This window comes from Deinococcus malanensis (assembly GCF_014647655.1).
Taxonomy (GTDB): Bacteria; Deinococcota; Deinococci; order Deinococcales; family Deinococcaceae; genus Deinococcus; species Deinococcus malanensis.
On the sequence record NZ_BMPP01000024.1, the window covers coordinates 13,141 to 28,719 of the forward strand.

The 15,579-nt window shown below is 62.4% G+C and carries 19 protein-coding genes; 10 read left to right on the forward strand and 9 right to left on the reverse strand.

All coding sequences use genetic code 11. The annotated features are described in order from the left end of the window. The first annotated feature begins 51 nt into the window (after positions 1–51). The 8 genes from IEY49_RS18985 to IEY49_RS19020 all read left to right on the forward strand — a co-directional run bounded on the left by IEY49_RS18985 (position 52) and on the right by IEY49_RS19020 (position 6,167). A complete protein-coding gene (locus IEY49_RS18985) occupies positions 52–243 on the forward strand; it encodes a hypothetical protein (protein ID WP_189011655.1) in 192 nt (63 codons plus the stop codon). Between the two features lie 270 nt (positions 244–513). Continuing rightward, positions 514–1,941: an aldehyde dehydrogenase family protein gene (locus IEY49_RS18990; protein ID WP_189011657.1), complete on the forward strand. Its 1,428-nt coding sequence runs from the start codon at positions 514–516 to the stop codon at positions 1,939–1,941. A 409-nt stretch (positions 1,942–2,350) separates the two neighbouring features. Next, positions 2,351–2,530, forward strand: a complete 180-nt coding sequence (locus IEY49_RS18995; protein WP_189011659.1) for a hypothetical protein — start codon at positions 2,351–2,353, stop codon at positions 2,528–2,530. Positions 2,531–2,591: 61 nt separating this feature from the next. Then, positions 2,592–3,026 (forward strand): response regulator, encoded by a 435-nt coding sequence (locus IEY49_RS19000; protein ID WP_189011661.1) that lies wholly within the window; start codon positions 2,592–2,594, stop codon positions 3,024–3,026. A gap of 195 nt (positions 3,027–3,221) precedes the next feature. Further along, positions 3,222–4,238 carry a GGDEF domain-containing protein gene (locus IEY49_RS19005; protein ID WP_189011664.1) on the forward strand — a complete coding sequence of 339 codons (1,017 nt, stop codon included), beginning with the start codon at positions 3,222–3,224 and terminating at the stop codon, positions 4,236–4,238. A gap of 38 nt (positions 4,239–4,276) precedes the next feature. After that, a complete protein-coding gene (locus IEY49_RS19010; protein WP_189011665.1) occupies positions 4,277–4,492 on the forward strand; it encodes a hypothetical protein in 216 nt (71 codons plus the stop codon). Positions 4,493–4,625: 133 nt separating this feature from the next. Beyond that, positions 4,626–4,904: a DUF7669 domain-containing protein gene (locus IEY49_RS19015; protein ID WP_189011667.1), complete on the forward strand. Its 279-nt coding sequence runs from the start codon at positions 4,626–4,628 to the stop codon at positions 4,902–4,904. Between the two features lie 906 nt (positions 4,905–5,810). After that, a complete protein-coding gene (locus IEY49_RS19020) occupies positions 5,811–6,167 on the forward strand; it encodes an HU family DNA-binding protein (RefSeq protein ID WP_189011669.1) in 357 nt (118 codons plus the stop codon). Between the two features lie 263 nt (positions 6,168–6,430). Here IEY49_RS19020 and IEY49_RS19025 read toward each other — a convergent pair whose 3' ends face one another. The 9 genes from IEY49_RS19025 to IEY49_RS19065 form a co-directional block, all read right to left on the reverse strand. Continuing rightward, the gene (locus tag IEY49_RS19025) at positions 6,431–7,300 is read right to left on the reverse strand and encodes a trypsin-like serine protease (RefSeq protein ID WP_189011671.1); all 870 of its coding nucleotides are present in this window, start codon (positions 7,298–7,300) and stop codon (positions 6,431–6,433) included. Between the two features lie 317 nt (positions 7,301–7,617). After that, a complete protein-coding gene (locus tag IEY49_RS19030) occupies positions 7,618–8,112 on the reverse strand; it encodes a GyrI-like domain-containing protein (RefSeq protein WP_189011673.1) in 495 nt (164 codons plus the stop codon). Between the two features lie 382 nt (positions 8,113–8,494). After that, positions 8,495–9,619 carry a sensor histidine kinase gene (locus IEY49_RS19035; protein WP_229780918.1) on the reverse strand — a complete coding sequence of 375 codons (1,125 nt, stop codon included), beginning with the start codon at positions 9,617–9,619 and terminating at the stop codon, positions 8,495–8,497. Then, a complete protein-coding gene (locus IEY49_RS19040; RefSeq protein ID WP_189011675.1) occupies positions 9,616–11,397 on the reverse strand; it encodes an ATP-binding protein in 1,782 nt (593 codons plus the stop codon). Before IEY49_RS19040 ends, IEY49_RS19035 begins: the two co-directional genes overlap by 4 nt. Further along, positions 11,394–12,392 (reverse strand): SpoIIE family protein phosphatase, encoded by a 999-nt coding sequence (locus IEY49_RS19045; protein WP_189011677.1) that lies wholly within the window; start codon positions 12,390–12,392, stop codon positions 11,394–11,396. The genes IEY49_RS19040 and IEY49_RS19045 overlap by 4 nt, the downstream gene beginning before the upstream one ends. Position 12,393: 1 nt before the next feature. Next, complete coding sequence (locus IEY49_RS19050; RefSeq protein WP_189011680.1) at positions 12,394–12,786, reverse strand: anti-sigma regulatory factor; 393 nt, start codon at positions 12,784–12,786, stop codon at positions 12,394–12,396. Beyond that, entirely contained in the window at positions 12,776–13,195 is a 420-nt protein-coding gene (locus IEY49_RS19055; RefSeq protein ID WP_229780919.1) for an STAS domain-containing protein, read from the reverse strand. Before IEY49_RS19055 ends, IEY49_RS19050 begins: the two co-directional genes overlap by 11 nt. Then, positions 13,179–14,036 (reverse strand): STAS domain-containing protein, encoded by an 858-nt coding sequence (locus tag IEY49_RS19060; protein WP_189011682.1) that lies wholly within the window; start codon positions 14,034–14,036, stop codon positions 13,179–13,181. The genes IEY49_RS19055 and IEY49_RS19060 overlap by 17 nt, the downstream gene beginning before the upstream one ends. Before the next feature lie 238 nt (positions 14,037–14,274). After that, positions 14,275–14,445: an RNase H family protein gene (locus IEY49_RS19065; RefSeq protein ID WP_189011684.1), complete on the reverse strand. Its 171-nt coding sequence runs from the start codon at positions 14,443–14,445 to the stop codon at positions 14,275–14,277. A 132-nt stretch (positions 14,446–14,577) separates the two neighbouring features. Here IEY49_RS19065 and IEY49_RS19070 point away from each other — a divergent pair, with 132 nt between their 5' ends. After that, a complete protein-coding gene (locus IEY49_RS19070) occupies positions 14,578–14,901 on the forward strand; it encodes a dihydrodipicolinate synthase family protein (protein ID WP_229780920.1) in 324 nt (107 codons plus the stop codon). A 6-nt stretch (positions 14,902–14,907) separates the two neighbouring features. Then, a complete protein-coding gene (locus IEY49_RS19075; protein WP_189011685.1) occupies positions 14,908–15,402 on the forward strand; it encodes a hypothetical protein in 495 nt (164 codons plus the stop codon). The last annotated feature ends 177 nt before the right edge of the window (positions 15,403–15,579 follow it).

Here is a 15,579-nt window from a genome sequence, read left to right on the forward strand (position 1 = left end):
CTTGACTCTCCAGCAACTGGAGGGTCTACGGTAGAAGCAGGAGGAATTCTAATGGATATCAATCAGGCCCGCTTCCTGTTCGAAGTCCAGCGCGTAAGTGACCGGGTGGCCGCCGAGTGCCAGTACGCCTCCACCCCGAAACGGGCAGGGACTGCCCGGCCTACATCCTTGCGGCACGCGGCAGCTGAGTGGTTGCATTCCCTGGCCTCACGGGTGGATGCGCCTGCACCGCAGTCGGTGTAAGCCCGGCGCTTTCTTAGAGGCTGACCAGATCAACGCCCGACCCTCCCGTCACCCGCGGCCTTGTCAGCCTTGCGGGTGCTGGCGGGCGAACGACCTTGGTCCGGCTACCGTCGCCCACAGGTGCTACCCTGAGCGCCCGACATACAGACCTGGGCGCTTTCGCTGGGCCTCCACCGAGGGGAAGGACTGCGCGCCGGCCCTACGTCCGGGCCAGGGCGGATTCCCGCCGCCTGGTGGCGCCACAACGACCGGGATTCTGGAGGACAGACGATGCGCAAATACCACAAGTTCTATATCGGCGGCGAGTGGGTCGAGCCGGCATCACTCAAGACCCTTGACGTGCTCAACCCAGCCACCGAAGAGGTATGCGGCAGCGTCGCTCTCGGTACGGCCGCCGATGTGGACCGGGCGGTCCGGGCTGCCCGGACTGCCTTCGCTTCCTGGTCCCAGACCAGCCCGCAGGAGCGGCTGGAGGTTCTGGAGCGGGTGGCCGCCGAGTATCAGAAACGTGCAGCCGACCTCGCCACGGCCGTCTCCGAGGAAATGGGGGCGCCCGCCTCCCTCGCCCGCACATCGCAGGTGCCGATTGGCGCGGGCCACCTTGCCAGTGCGGTCGCCATTCTGAAGGATTACGCCTTCGAGGAACAGCGCGGCCAAACCATGATCGTTAAGGAGCCCATCGGGGTGTGCGGACTGATCACGCCCTGGAACTGGCCCCTGAACCAGATCATGTGCAAGGTCGCGCCCGCGCTCGCCACCGGCTGCACCATGGTGCTCAAACCGTCGGAGGTCGCGCCCTTCAGTGCGCAGATCTTCGCGGAAATCATGGACGCGGCGGGCGTCCCGGCGGGCGTCTTCAATCTGGTGCAGGGTGACGGTCCCAGCGTGGGTGTGGCGCTGTCAAGCCACCCGGACGTGGACATGGTGTCCTTCACCGGGTCCACCCGCGCCGGGATCGAGGTGGCCCGCAATGCCGCCCCGACGGTCAAGCGGGTGCATCAGGAACTGGGCGGCAAGAGCCCCAATATCGTGCTGGACGACGAACTGTTTGCCAAAAGCGTGACGGGCGGGGTGCGTGCGGTGATGAACAACTCCGGGCAGTCCTGTAACGCCCCCACCCGCATGCTGGTGCCCGCCCGGCGCATGGCTGAGGCCATCGAAAGCGCGCGCGCCGCCGCCGAACAAATGACCGTCGGCGCGCCGGACAGCGGCGCCATGCTGGGGCCGGTGGTTTCCGAAGTGCAGTGGAACAAGATTCAGGGACTGATCCAGCGCGGCATCGATGAGGGCGCCACGCTGGTGGCCGGGGGACCCGGCCGGCCGCAAGGGCTGGAGCGGGGGTACTACGTCAGGCCCACCGTCTTCGCGAACGTAACCAATGACATGACCATTGCCCGCGAGGAAATCTTCGGGCCGGTCCTCGTGATTCTCGGCTATGACTCGGTCGAGCAGGCCGTCGAGATTGGTAACGACACCGATTACGGCCTCTCGGCCTATGTCAGCGGCGCCGACCTCACGCAGGTCCGCAAGGTCGGGGCCAAGCTGCGCGCTGGACAGGTGGTGCTCAACGGCGCGTTCGATCTGATGGCGCCGTTCGGCGGCTACAAGATGAGCGGCAACGGGCGCGAGTGGGGGGACTTTGCCTTCAGCGAGTTTCTGGAGGTCAAGGCTCTGCTCGGCTACGCGCCCCAGGCCTAGGGTCTGTCTGGCTGAGGTATCAAAGCCATAACAGAATGCAGGCGATGTAGACACAGGCGCCCTGGCAGTGGCGGGTGCTGCACGGGAACGCGCCGGACGGGTACGGGTCGGGTGGCTGGAACGACCTGCAGAAACGGCTGAGCCAGTGACCTCCTGCTCCCGGTGAGGGCGAGCGCCTGAGTCGGCCTGCCTTCAGCGTTCTCGATTCGCGAACAGCGATCCCCGGGAGGACAGGTCCCCCGGCGAACAGGACCAGCCGTGGGAGGCGTGAACAATGCGCCGACCAACTCCTTGGCGTGCTGCTGCTCTTTGGGGAAGGGGCAGGACCCAGGTTTCGGAGCCGGGCACTTGCGTGCTCCACATGTGCCCCGTCACGGTGAAGGACGCAACACCGCACGACAGGAGACCTATGACCCAGAACACCGATGGTGACGGCGCAGCACTACAACCGGACCGGGAAGCTATCAATGTCGAACAAGGCCCTGCCTGCGACGGTGCTGCTGACGGTTGCCACCAGCGCGAAGCCAGTGCCACTGCGTTGACTGAGGTCACGGTGGAGGGCGCTTCAGGTCTGACGTCCGTTTCCTGAGTCCTGCGCTCTACCGTTGCTCACTTGTGCATTTTTTGAGCCCCAGTTCGTACCCTGCGGAATGGACGCCATACCGCAGCATTACCTGTTGATAGACGACAGTCCCACAGACCGACTCCTCGCGCAGGAAGCTTTCGCGCAACTGCAGCCGGAATCCACGCTCACGCGTGCCTCGAGTGGCGCGGAACCCTTGGAACTCCTGAAGTCCGGGAGCTGGCTTCCAGATGTCATCCTGCTGGATATCAACATGCCTGGCCTCACGGGATTTCAGGTCCTGGCGTGGTTGAAAGACCAACGCGAGCTGCGGGGTATTCCTGTGGTCATGTTGAGCACTTCGAATGCAAAGCAGGACATCCGGGAGGCGTACAGTCTGCACGCGAGCTCGTACCTGGTGAAGTTAGCGACATTCGATGATTTCGTCGCGCAGGTGGAGGCCTTCCTGGAGTACTGGAAGGCGGCGCGGGCGGCGTACCCGTACGGGCACCAGAGTGCGTAAGCGTCTGTCTTGGCCTTCAGGCACCGTACGCTGATCACTCATGCCACTTCCGTACCCGTACCGTTTCCAGCGGGTTACAGGTGCGGTTGGATGGCGTTCTGTATGGCCTGCACAGTATTCGTGGTGTGTGGGTTCAAGTGCAGCACTGTCACGATCAGCTTGTCCTGGGAGGCATCCCGTTGCGTCCTCATCCTCGTGTCCGCCCTCCTGGACCCCGCCTCAGCTCGCCCCTATTTCCTGATCACCCAACCCTTGCTGATCGCCTTCAGCTTCGTGGCCTGCGCCCTCCTGTGGGCGCGCCGCGTAAGTGTGCCCCGCCTGGAACAGAGCGCTATGCTCCTCCTGACCAGCGTGGTGCTCGGCCGCAGCCTCCTCGAGATCTTCACCACCCAACCACCGCCTGTCGTTCTGGACAGTCAGGCCTTGATCGGCCTGCTGCTGTGCGCGGTCTCCGGCTTTTTGGTCCTGAGACGTCGCGCGGCCCTGACCTTCGTGGGTACTTTGTTTCTCCTCCAGGCCGGCGCCCTGGGCGTGACCCTCTGGTCGGCACCTGTCCCCCTCACCTCGGGCAGACTGGTTGCGTTCGCCAGCAGCCAACTCTCGCTGGCCACCCTGTTCATCCTCCGGGACGCCCTCTTCTGGTTCAGGCTGGGACATACCCAGCTGCTCGATGATCAGGAGCGCCTGACGCGGCTGGCGGATAAGGACCCCCTGACGGGCCTGCTGAACCGCCGCAGCCTGGAGCAGACCTGCGACCAGCTCCAGCGGAGTCAACAGGGCTACCTGCTGGCAGTGGTGGACGCCGACGATTTCAAGACCATCAATGACGTGTTCGGGCATCTGGAAGGCGACCGGGTGCTGATTGGGATGGCGCAGGGATTACGGCAAGCCAGGTATGCGGCCCGCTGGGGCGGGGAGGAGTTCCTGGTGCTCTTTCCTGCTCTGGAACCGCATGAAGCGCTCGAACGACTCCAGTCCGTTATTACGGACACGCAGGGCCTGTTAGACACGCTGGGACCGCTGGCGGTAACGATGAGTGTGGGCGCGGTGTGGGTGGAGCCGGGGGCGCCGTGGCAGCCGGCACTGAAACAGGCGGATCAGGCGATGTACGCCGCCAAACAGCGGGGCAAGAATCAGCTTGTCGTGGGGGGGAATGCCTGCCCGTGTTCTGGCATGGGTGCTCTGGAGGGTTCGTCTGAAGAACACGCGTGACGTGCCAGGGAGCTTACAGGCGTGCGGGGCGGGTGTCCGTGACTGGGCCGGCTGAGCGCGTGGTTGATCAGGGCGAATTCCTGAAGAAGTTGCTGGAGGTCTTCTGGGCGGTCCAGGTGGGCTCGGTGGTGGAGCTGGGTGAGGCGGTGGAGCAGGGCGTCGTCTCCCAGGTCACGTGCCAGCGCTTGAGCGGTGGCGATCACGTGAGCGAGGAGGTGGTCTTGCATACGTTGAAGGTAGGGGCCGGGTTGTGACAGCGCTCTTTTTCTGGGCTTCTTTAAGGGGGGTGAATACCGGGGGTGTGAGCCGCCTATACTTCCGATTGATGCAGAGCGCACCGGCTCCTTTCGTTCAGCGGAGACGTTTATCTCTTCGCTCAGGACGCAGGTGAAGCGCCGGAAGCAGGAGAGTTGCCGGGAGGAAATCCGCGCGGCCGCCCGGCAACTCGGTGACCAGCACCCGGAAGGAACCTTCTCGATGCAGCAGGTGATTGATGTCATGCGGGCGCGAGGAACGCAGCATCTGGATCTCACGATTCGCCGGCATATCAGCACGTTCATGTGCGTGAATGCCGTGGGGCCTCATGCGGGTTTATATCCCGATCTGGAGTGGGTGGCGCGAGGACGGTACCGGCTGGTGCCTTCTGAGCCTGGAACAACGGAGTAGGAGACACGAGCCTGCCCGCAGGGACGCTTCTTAGCAGCAGTGTGCGCAGCGCTCCGAGTTCCGTGTCCGAGGTACGGCAAGAGGACATCTCAACGTGTACGGGCATGGCGTAGCTGGAGAAGACTGCGTATAGTCGGTTGATCGTTGCTTGCAGGGCTCCGTTCACGTGTCCTCGATGAATGGGTCGTCGTCCTGCTCCGGTCTGCTGAGAGAACTCAATGGTCGATACGACACAGCCACACTGGGCGGGACGGGCTGAAGCGGGCCGTCAGTCCTTCCCGAGTGCTGTTCGGTGCATTCTCCTGGCATCCCGCATGCGCGATGCAACAGGGGCTGCTCGTTCACCCTGGCGCTCCAGTCATGTCGTTCATCCCAGCATCAGCACAGCCATGAGCAAATGGATAACCCATCACGCTTCGGCTTATGCAGCGGCGGACAGGAACAGACCCGGAGACAGCCCGGGGTGGGCGGGTTCAGCAAGGGGTGAGCAGGCGCCACAGAGAGCACCGGGCGTGCCTGGTGAAGTGTACAACCGCAGTCCAGTGGCACGAGAGGCCGCCCAGCACTTGTAGAAGCGTTTGCTTGCGGCAGCGCTGCAAGACTCGCTCAAGCTGGTGGTTTTCCCGAAGCTTGAGCAAGAGCGGGAGCACAAACGGACAGCAAGGGAGAAGACAGGAAGGAGGAGGAGGAGGATTAGAGGAGAGGCGCGCGGATCGGGAAGCACCGGCAGTGCGGGCAGCCGGACGTCGAAATCCTGATGGTGGGCTCCGGATCGACGGTGATCGACACCCTGGATGTCGAGGCGGCTTTCTGTGAAGTGGCCTGAGTGAGGGTGGGGCCCAGGGGCATGGTGGGGCGTTCCCTCCCCCCTTGCGTTTTCGTGGAGTGCCCCAGCACAGTAGGCGCATGACGAAAAAGTCTGCGAAAGCGCCTGCCACGAAAGCTGCTCCCAAGTCCGTCAAAGCGGCCGCTCCAAAATCCGCTTCGGTGAAGTTCGGCAAGACCGCCCTGGTCGACACGGTCGCTGACCAGACCGGCCTGACCCGCGCGCAGGCCGGGCAGGCCGTGGATGTGTTCCTCGAGAGCGTCCTGGAAGCCGTGCGCTCCGGCAAGAGCGTCGGCCTGCCCGGCCTGGGCACCATGAGCGTCAAGGAAACCGCCGCTCGCACGGGCGTCCGTCCTGGCACCAGCGAGAAAATTCAGATTCCTGCGGGCAAGAAGCTCGCGTTCAAGGCGGCCACCACGTTGAAGGGCACCCTCTAAACCAGTCGTCGTGCTCTGGCCCCCTCCTCGTGAGGGGGTTCACTCTTGGCCCTACCGACCAGGTGGTTCAGCAGACGGCCACAACCATACTCAAGGGGCAGATAGTACAGCGTGGTCAGTGCAAAGAGAATGCCACTGTCAAGCACGTGGAGCACGACTTGATTTTGTTCTGTGATACACGTGACGTTGATCGGACTGAGGTTATCAAGCAGAACGGTCTTGTTCCAGACGACATTCCAGGCGTGCGTTCCGGACTCTCCGACTTACGGGAGGAACGGATCGAGGAAGTCCTGCGCCACCTGGGTGTCGAGCCGGAAGGCAAAGTCATTGCCCTTGCAATTGGCGACAATCCCGAACGAGGTGACGGCGACAAGTTGGCTGCTATTGTTCAGGAAGATCGGCCCACCAGAGTCTCCGTAACAGGTTCCGCCACCGCCCCGCCCGGGGTTGTTCGTAAATTGAACGCTCTGGCTCCCCGAAATGGAACTCCCCACGCCGATAAACTGCTGCGTGGCCTTATAGCGGGCGTATTCGTCCGGAATTTGCTTGTTGCTGGTCGCGGGCTTCCAGGCCTGGGCGCCATACCCGACTGGTTCGAAAATCTGGGCCTTCAGCTGCGCCTGCCTGGTGGTCTCAAAGTAGTTGAGGGGAGGCAGCTGTCCATAGGTCGCCATGGAGACGGGTTTGCTCAATACGACGACACCGATGTCATAGGTGTTCGGGAACGCTGCGAAGTCGTTGTACAAGGGGTGAGGAACAACGTCGCTGGCCAGAATCCACTCGGCTGCCAGCCAGGCAGCGGTGGAGGAGTACTTGGCCCGGGTCTCCAGGGGTTTCTCAGCAAAACTGACGTATGTGACGTCGTTTTCACTGCCGCCACCCTCGAGGCAGTGCCCAGCGGTCAGCATCACGGTTGGGGAGAGCAGCGTTCCACTGCAGCTGTAATAGCCTTCGCCCTGCTGCACGAAGAGCAGGGTGCCGACATACGGGTGCTCGCCGGCGTCTGGCTGACCCCAGGTGATCAGCGGCCGCAGGGTCACCTCGTTCGCCGGTGTGGGCGGGAGTGAACCGCAGGCACTCAATACCAGAGACACGGAGAGGAGGGAACCAAGCGCAGTGCGACGTGCAGTCATGTGGTCTCCTGTCGGGCGGGGCTCACCATTCGCTCGGCAGATTCCAGGTGACCGTCTACGGAATGTGCGTCTTTGCGGCCCGATATGAAAGATTTGCCCCCGTCGTCAGAGAAGAGTGAGGTGAGGGATAGTTCCTTTGTACACGTTATGTTGGCTTAACCGTTGGAACAGCCCACCTTTAGGTTTAATCCATTCTTAAGGGTTGTTCACAGCAGCTGGACTGGTGCGGTCAAATGGCGCTACTGCGGAACAGTTGCTGCCTGGTTCTCTTCCGCTGCAGTGATCGGGCAGCTGGTCTCGTTACTCTCCCTGCGGGATCATGACTCCTCCCTCCTGGCTGGAATGAACGGCCAGGCCACGTCGTCGACCAGGTCTTCGGCCCGGCTGGCTTCTCCGTCGACCTGGCAGTAGACCTCCCGAAGCGACAGGAAGCTGGACCGCCCATGCGCCTGCGCGAATGCGCAGGTGGCGTCATAGGCCAAAAGAATATTCGGAAACTCGAACTGGGCCCGGGTCAGGGTCATGAAGGCCTCGTGGTGAGCCGGCTCCTCACGCACACTCACGCCTTCAGGCACTGTCAGTGAGCCCGTGAACGGGGTGCAGACCTCTGCCGGACCGTCGTTGTCAGTGTTCACAGCGCCGTGATAGATCACCAGGTGCCCCCCGGCGCGTCGCGAACCGGTCAGGTCATCGAGCTGTCTGAAGACCTCCAGAATCCAGGTGGGAAGATCAGCGACATACACCCGGCGCGTCAGGTTGGCGATGCGTAGAGCGGGAACAAAGCGCTGGGCGACAGAAGCAGATGGGGTCATGGGGGATTCTCCTTGCAGGTGCCCGATCAGGCCCATCACGCGAGCACCTGCACAGGCTCATCCGTCATCAGGGCCCGTCTGTCACTTTCATGCATGACCCGGCGCGCCATACCTGGGCTCCTCCTCTTGGCCGCCTTGGTCAGACCCTTCCGATCAGCGCACAAGATCTGCCCAGGCTTACGTCCAGCCCCACGCGAATTCCGAACGCCAACTGGTTTGCTGATGTCGAAGCCCGACTTCACGGGCAGTACCCGGAGTACATCGGCTTCGCGGTCTACGATAGAATCCTATTCCTCAGCGTGGATTCCGTAGAATACAGCCTTCGCCTCCGCATCCTGCGCGACGTCGCGCGAAGCCATGCCCCTTCTCATCACTCTACAAGCTACTCAGGAAGAGCGAGGAAGAAGGTCGCTCCTTCATCCGACGCGCCGCTGGCCCACACCCGCCCGCCATGCCTGCTGGCGATCCGGCGAACATTCGCCAGCCCGACACCTGCGCCGTCGAACGTATCCCCATGCAGGCGCTGAAACACTTCAAACAACCGGTTGGCCTCACCTGGATCGAAGCCTACCCCGTTGTCCCTGACCCAGAGCACCACTTCGCCGCCGCGCACTTCACCGCCGACCTCGATAATCGCCCGTTCGCGGTACTGCGTGAACTTGATGGCATTGTGCAGAATGTTGGTCAACGCCTGCCGGAGCAGGAGGATGTCGCCGGTCACCGTAGGTAGGGGGGCCACCTGCCACTCGATCTTTCGTCCTCGCAATACAGATTCCAGATCGCTGCGAACCTGAACCACCAGCTGGTTCAGGGGCACCACTGTCGGGCGTAATTCACGCCCCTCGCTCAAGGCCAGACCCGCTAGGTCCTCTACCAGTTTGCTCACCCGGTCGCTTTCCGAAGCAATGATCATGAGATACCGGTCGATCTGGGGGTCTTCGATGGGGGTGAGCCGACGCCGTAATAACCCCAGGAATCCCTGAACGCGGCGAAGAGGCTCCTGAATGTCACGGGCCAGCGAACGGGTGTAAGCGCTCATTTCAGCATTCAGCTCGGCCAGCCGTGCCGTGCCCGCGTGGACCTGATTGGCCAGTCCTGCGTTGACCCTGCGCACCTGGATTTCGGCTGCCCGGACGCGGAGCAGCGCGCGAACGGTCGAGAGCAGTACGTCGGGTTCAATGGGGTGGGTCAGGTAGGCGTCCGCTCCCACATCCAGCCCGTGCGCCTGGTATGCCGCACTGTAATACTGCGCCGACATCATCAGGATCGGGACGTGCGCAAACCGCTCGTCCGCACGCAGCAGGGCACACACCGCAAAGCCGTCCACGTCCGGGAGGTGGACATCCAGAAGCACCACGTCAGGCTCCTCGCCAACACGTGCGAGGGCCTCGTCACCGCTGCTCGCTTCCAGGACCTCAAACCCGGCCCTGGTCATGGTCCGGCTGATGAGATAGCGTCCCCCTTCATCATCATCCACGACCAGGATGCGCTGGGATGCCGGCATCATCGTCCCGGCTCCGGATTTGTCAGCGACTCAATCACCTGCTTCAGGACTTCGCGCCCTTCGTAATAGAGGGATTGTTTAGGAACGAAGGTAGCCCCAAGGTCATTTAGGATGCCCAGGAGGTCAGCGTCTGGAGCCTGTGCGCTGACCACCACCACGGGCAAAGTCTGCGTCTCCTCCTGGACTCGCAGGGCCCGGAGGACGTCCACACCGGACAGGCCCGGCATGCTTAGATCAAGCACTGCCGCGTTGGGCGCCAGCGTCTGCGCAAGCTCGAGGCCAACCGCGCCATTGTCCACCTCCTCGACATCTGCTCCCAGCTCCCGCAGCAGATTGCCGACCAGCCGCCGGTCGCTTTCAGTGTCGTCAATCAGCAAAACAAGTGGGATTCCCTCACCACCACGCCGGGCCAGTACAGGAGATGGAACCGGGAGACCAATTTCGGTGTCCTGATAGATCAGGGGAATCGTGAAGCTAAAGCATGACCCCTGCCCCACGCTACTGCTCACGTCAACCCGGCCGCCCAGAAGTTCCGCCAGTCTCCGCGCCAGAGCGAGCCCCAGGCCCGTGCCCTGGCCCTGCCGCATGGGCGGCCCGACCTGCGTGAAATCCTGAAACAGGCGGCCAAGGTCCTCAGCAGCAATGCCGATCCCGGTGTCGGACACGTAGAATTCTATGCTCGCGCTTTCAGGAGCCAGCCGGGCTCCTACTCGCACCTCTCCCTGCGCTGTACAGCGCAGGGCATTGGCAATGTAGTTCCGCAGGATCTGCCCGACCTTGCTTTCGTCTGAGCGGAGCTCGGGCAGGGCCGACGTATCCTCGAAAATCAACTGCACGTGAGAGCTACTGACCAGAGGCTGAAACAGGCCCCGCATAGTCGCCAGGAGTGGCGAAACGGTGAAGGTACTGACGTGCACCTGTGTTCTGCCCGCCTCCACCTTGGCTGTGTCCAGCAGGTCGTTCACCATCTCCAGCAGTTCACGCGCCGCTTTCTGCGTGAGTGAGACCTGTTTTTCCTGCTCACGGCTCAGCTGGCCATCCTCCTGCTCAAGCAGAATTCTCGTCAGGCCGAGAATTGAGTTCAGGGGCGTGCGGAACTCGTGACTCATATACGAGAGGAACATGGACTTGACGTGATTGGCTTCGCGTAGCTGCTCCGCTTTACTTTCCAGATCGCTGTACAGCGCGACGACTCCCCGGTTGGTGTCTTCAAGTTCCTGGTTGAGCACCTGAAGCTGCTCTTCACGTGTGGAGAGCTCAGCCATCGTCCGGAGCAACTCCTGATTCTGAGCCCGCACTTCCTCCAGAGGCCCGGACGGCACGTCCCGGATCAGGGCATCAGTCAGACTCCCCAGCTTGTGCGCAGCCAGAGAGGTTCCCGGCGGCAACAGCACGCCGATAAGAACTTCGGTACCCTCCCCGGGATGGGTCTTGATCGCAAAACTGTCCATCAGCCGGCGTGTGCCTGCCAGCCCGACCCCCATCCCAGTCGATGAGACATAATTCCCCTCCAGGATGGCCCCGACCTGAGGGATACCAGGGCCACGGTCGTGAACACGCGCGTGAAGCCGGTGGTCGGGAACATCAAGGAGAAACTCGACGGTTCCACCCCCTGCATACATCAGGGCGTTGCGGGCCAGTTCGGACACGGCGGTCGCAAATTTGGTCTGGACCTGTGGGCTGAGGTTCAGCAGGTGTGCAAGGCGTTTGGCCCGTCCACGGGCGGTCACTACGTCCTGCTCGAACTGCACTTTGACCGACAGCAGCGTCACCGGTTTCATGGGACTGCCCGGACAACCAGCACCGTCGCGTCATCCCGACCTCGCTGAAAATCTCTATACAACACGCCGGCAATTAGGGTGGCGCTGCGGTGCAACAGACCCGGATAGCGGCTCAGGTCCCACAGGCTGCTCAGGCCGTCGGAGTGCATGATCAGCGCGCTGCCCGCGGGCCAGGGAAGGGAGTGTTCAGTGATCTTACGCACGTCCTGACCCAGCGTGCCGTTCAGCGACATCAGCCCCCTTCGGCCCAGGTGGTCGGCCACGGCGCCGGTAATGTTGCCGATCCCAGCGAAGCGAATGGTGTGCTCTTCAGCATCGAGTTCAGCGACCGCACCGACCGCTCCTCGGGTGTTACGCAGCGCGGCGTGTACGGAGGTTAGCAGCGCGGAGGGGGCCAGGTGCGGCGAAGCCCTGAAAGTGTCCAATGCCTGTCTGGACGCCTCATGGGCGTGCAGGCCATGGCCCAGGCCATCCACCACCAGCAGCCGGGCGTGACCTGCACTTAACTGCACTGCCCACCCGTCCCCATTCAAGTATTCCCGGGGGTGGGGGACATGCACAACTCCCACGTCCATCGGCACGCCGGTTACAGGTGCGGTCATACCTGTGGCCACGCGCGCCAGGACCGCAGTTCCTTTCCCAGGGGTGCTGTAGAAGTCGAAATTGGAGGCGAGTCTTGACACCGCACCCAGACCAGTACCGGGAGTACCCGCCGTGGAGTAGCCGTCGCGAAGAACCATTCCAGGTTGGGCCAGTCCAGGACCAGTGTCCAGGGCCAGGACCTCCATGTCTCCCTGGTGGGTGAAACTGAGCAGGATCTCCCCTCCGGCGGGCGTGTGCTTGACCAGATTTCCGGCCAGCTCGGTCACGATAATCGCCACGTCCGACGAGCGGGCCTCGCCAAGTCCCATGGTGTCGGAGAACTCGGCCGCTGCCCGCCGGGCGGCGCCGACCGCACTGGCTTCCCGCACTTCGACTTTCAGGTTCCGGAGCATGCTACTTCCATTTTGTGGTGGTGATTCGGGTACCCTCACCCACGCGGGTGTCGATCTGAAAGTCGTTCATAAGCCTTTTCGAACCGCTCAGGCCGAGCCCTAGGCCACCGCCCGTGGTGTATCCGTCACTCAGGGCGAGGGGCAGATCCGGTATGCCGGGTCCATGATCCTCAAACACCATCCGCAGGCCGCGGCGGGGCACCGTGATGCGTTCGAGCAGCATTTGGCCACCCCTCCCGTGAACGAGCGTATTGCGTGCCAGCTCGGAAGCAGCTGTGACCACCTTGGTCTGATCAACCAGGCTGAAACCCAACTCTACGGCGAGCGCACGGACCGCCTGCCGGACCCGCACCACGTCCGACTCCGTCTGCAGTGGCCAGATGTCACCCGGCACGGTGGGTATCGGTCAGGGCGGTTGAGGCGTCTTCCATATCTGCACGCAGCAGAGCCATGCCAAGTTCGATGTTCAGTGCTGAGCGCATGTGCTGCCACGTCACGCCCAGTTCAACGAGCGTGATGGCCACGGCCGGACGCATGCCCACAATGACCGTCCGCGCGTCCAGCACGCGTGCGGTGGCAGCAATATTCCCCAGGACACGACCGATGAAGGAATCCACCAGATCAAGCGCGGAGATGTCGATCAGTACGCCACGCGCGCCCTTGTTGACAATCATGGTGGCCAGGTCGTCTTGCAGGGTCAGGGCCAGCTGATCATGCATGTCGACCTGAATGCTGACAAGCAGATTTTCGCCCAACTGCAGGATTGGAATGCGGTCCATACTGGCCTCAATTCCGTGACGCACGCGCGACAGAATAGCCGCGCCGTGCCAATGCAACCTGAAGGGCGTCCGCCAGCGTCGCTTTGGTAGTAACTCCGGCCAGATCGATCCCCAGGTGCACGATGGTCTGCGCTATTTGAGGACGGATTCCACTGATAATGCAGTCCGCTCCCATAAGCTGCGCGGCGCTTACGGTTCTCAGGAGGTGCTGGGCCACGAGCGTATCCACAGTAGGCACGCCTGTGATATCGATGATCGCCAGTGTGGAGCCGGTCTCAATAATGCGCTCGAGGAGCGTTTCCATCACGACCTGGGTCCGTTCGCTGTCGAGAGTTCCGATCAGCGGCAGCGCCACCACGCCTTCCCAGAGTTTGACGACAGGGGTCGACAGCTCCAGCATTTCCTGACGTTGCCTTTCGATAATGGCTTCCCGGCTCCGCTGGTACACCTCGATGGTGTACAGGCCAAGCTGGTCGAGCAGGGTAGTGGCATTCCAGAGCTCGCCAACAAGTTGATCGGCGTTCCCAATGGCCACCCGGAGTTGCTCGAAAAGCGGCTGCTTGAACGAAAGGACGAAGGTCGCCACCTCGCCGGGCGTGAAACCCTGCTGAGCACGGGACTCCGATAGGGCGTCCAGGACGGCGCGCACCCCTTCCCATTCGCTGGCGTGAATGTTACTGACCTGCCCGGATGCCACTGCAGGACCCAGGGCAGCCAGAAAGGCCTGTGACTCTTTTCGTAGGGTCGACTCGCTCACCAGGTCCCGGCGGAGGGTGGGCGCGTTGAGTTGGGTGGTCAGCCAGTGGTCGAGGAGGGCGGTTGAATCCTGAGTCACAGCTTGAGCAAGAGGCAGGGGAGTAGACATAGTTTGATCTCCAGTCGGATGCCTTGGGCCGACACGTAAATCCCCAGCCCGAACGGGCCGGGGTGATATTGGCTAGGATTATCGGTGCCTACTATATCCCGATATCTACCGCGTTATGCGGACCACATAAGTACCCCCCTGTACGCCGTGATGATGGCCAAGAGCAACAGCGGGAAACCACGGCGGCCGCCTTCTTCCTGCGTAGCATGGTCGGCGCAGGCCTGATCGACCGCCCAGGTCAAGAATTGGGGATGGCCAGCAGTTCCATCCAGTGAGCACTGTGCGCGTCATTTACGTGGCTGCTGATACTCCAGAGCTGCTCACCAACCGTGCAGACGGCCGCCCAACCGCCCCGGCCAGATTTGCGGTGATACGAGCCGTCGGTGGCCAGCACGATCTGCCGGATCACCCGCGCCTCTCCGGGCCTGATGGAAGAACTTCTCTCCTGGCTGGGCTGGAGGGGGCGCTCCACGGTCGTTGCGGCGGCCTGGAGTGACGATGCCGATGCCGACGTGGCATCAGCTGCAGTTGGAGAGACGGCTTGAGGAGTGAAACAGACGAAGCGGTCCTGGTCATAGGAACTCCAGCAACCGGCAGTTACGCCTATCTCACGCGGACCGAGCGCCGGCGCACTGCTCAGTTGGCCGTTCAGCACGCGGGCGACGTACCCGTCATCATCGGCATTGGTGCGCTGCGCACCCGGGATGTACTCGAGCTGGCCCAGGACGCGCAAACAGCTGGAGCCCGTGGCGTCCTGCTCGCCTCGATGTCCTACCAGAAGCTGTCCGAAGACGAGGTGTTGATGCATACGCAAGGATCCGCGTGCCGGATTTCAGCTTACTTATTGGGGGATATGGGGGTATGACCTTCCTTGCTGATCGTCAGCACGCTGGTCATTCCTCACCTGAATTGGGTAACTGCCCTGCCTTTGACCTTGACGGGAGATAAAAACCTGACGTTGCGTGTCGGAACGCTGGCCCTACAATTGGGCACAGCCGTGGCGCCTGTCCTCACGGCCGACGTCCTTGCTGCGGCCCTGATCGACGAGCGTCGCACAAACTCACAGATGCCGTTGCCAGTGGTCGTGCAGAAGGTCTCCTCGTCGCAACCGCTAGACCCAGCCGCCTCACAACTCCAGGTCCCAGGGAAGGATGGAGATTACTTTGCCGCGGCCCAGAACATCCTGAGCGTCAATACCTGGGGCAGAGAGCCGGAGATCTTGTGGGTGCGGGCCAGGCGGAACGGAAAACTTCAGTTCACTGGTGAAGCGGGCGTGTGGCCGCGTGTGGTCAATTCACAGGCTGAACTTGACCATGCAACAGCGAGGAAGGTCAAAGAAGCTGTGGCTTGTTCAACAAGGTCGTAAATGCTGATGGACGCGCAGCTTGCCGCAACGGACGGCCGCTCTTGGAGGTCAAGTAGCTACCCTTCTGGATGGAGTGGGCCCCGGGAAGCCAGAGGCTCCCGGGGCACGGTCAGTTCACAGGTGTAGGTGTCAGTTCACCGCGCTGGGTTCAGCGGGCACCGATGGAGATGCCTGCGG

Excerpts from the sequence above, each read along its gene's own strand:
- IEY49_RS18985 (WP_189011655.1), top strand. The coding sequence starts at position 52 with ATGGATATCAATCAGGCCCGCTTCCTGTTCGAAGTCCAGCGCGTAAGT.
- IEY49_RS18990 (WP_189011657.1), top strand. The coding sequence starts at position 514 with ATGCGCAAATACCACAAGTTCTATATCGGCGGCGAGTGGGTCGAGCCG.
- IEY49_RS18995 (WP_189011659.1), top strand. The coding sequence starts at position 2,351 with ATGACCCAGAACACCGATGGTGACGGCGCAGCACTACAACCGGACCGG.
- IEY49_RS19000 (WP_189011661.1), top strand. The coding sequence starts at position 2,592 with ATGGACGCCATACCGCAGCATTACCTGTTGATAGACGACAGTCCCACA.
- IEY49_RS19020 (WP_189011669.1), top strand. The coding sequence starts at position 5,811 with ATGACGAAAAAGTCTGCGAAAGCGCCTGCCACGAAAGCTGCTCCCAAG.
- IEY49_RS19025 (WP_189011671.1), bottom strand. The coding sequence starts at position 7,300 with ATGACTGCACGTCGCACTGCGCTTGGTTCCCTCCTCTCCGTGTCTCTG.
- IEY49_RS19030 (WP_189011673.1), bottom strand. The coding sequence starts at position 8,112 with ATGACCCCATCTGCTTCTGTCGCCCAGCGCTTTGTTCCCGCTCTACGC.
- IEY49_RS19035 (WP_229780918.1), bottom strand. The coding sequence starts at position 9,619 with ATGATGCCGGCATCCCAGCGCATCCTGGTCGTGGATGATGATGAAGGG.
- IEY49_RS19040 (WP_189011675.1), bottom strand. The coding sequence starts at position 11,397 with ATGAAACCGGTGACGCTGCTGTCGGTCAAAGTGCAGTTCGAGCAGGAC.
- IEY49_RS19045 (WP_189011677.1), bottom strand. The coding sequence starts at position 12,392 with ATGCTCCGGAACCTGAAAGTCGAAGTGCGGGAAGCCAGTGCGGTCGGC.
- IEY49_RS19060 (WP_189011682.1), bottom strand. The coding sequence starts at position 14,036 with ATGTCTACTCCCCTGCCTCTTGCTCAAGCTGTGACTCAGGATTCAACC.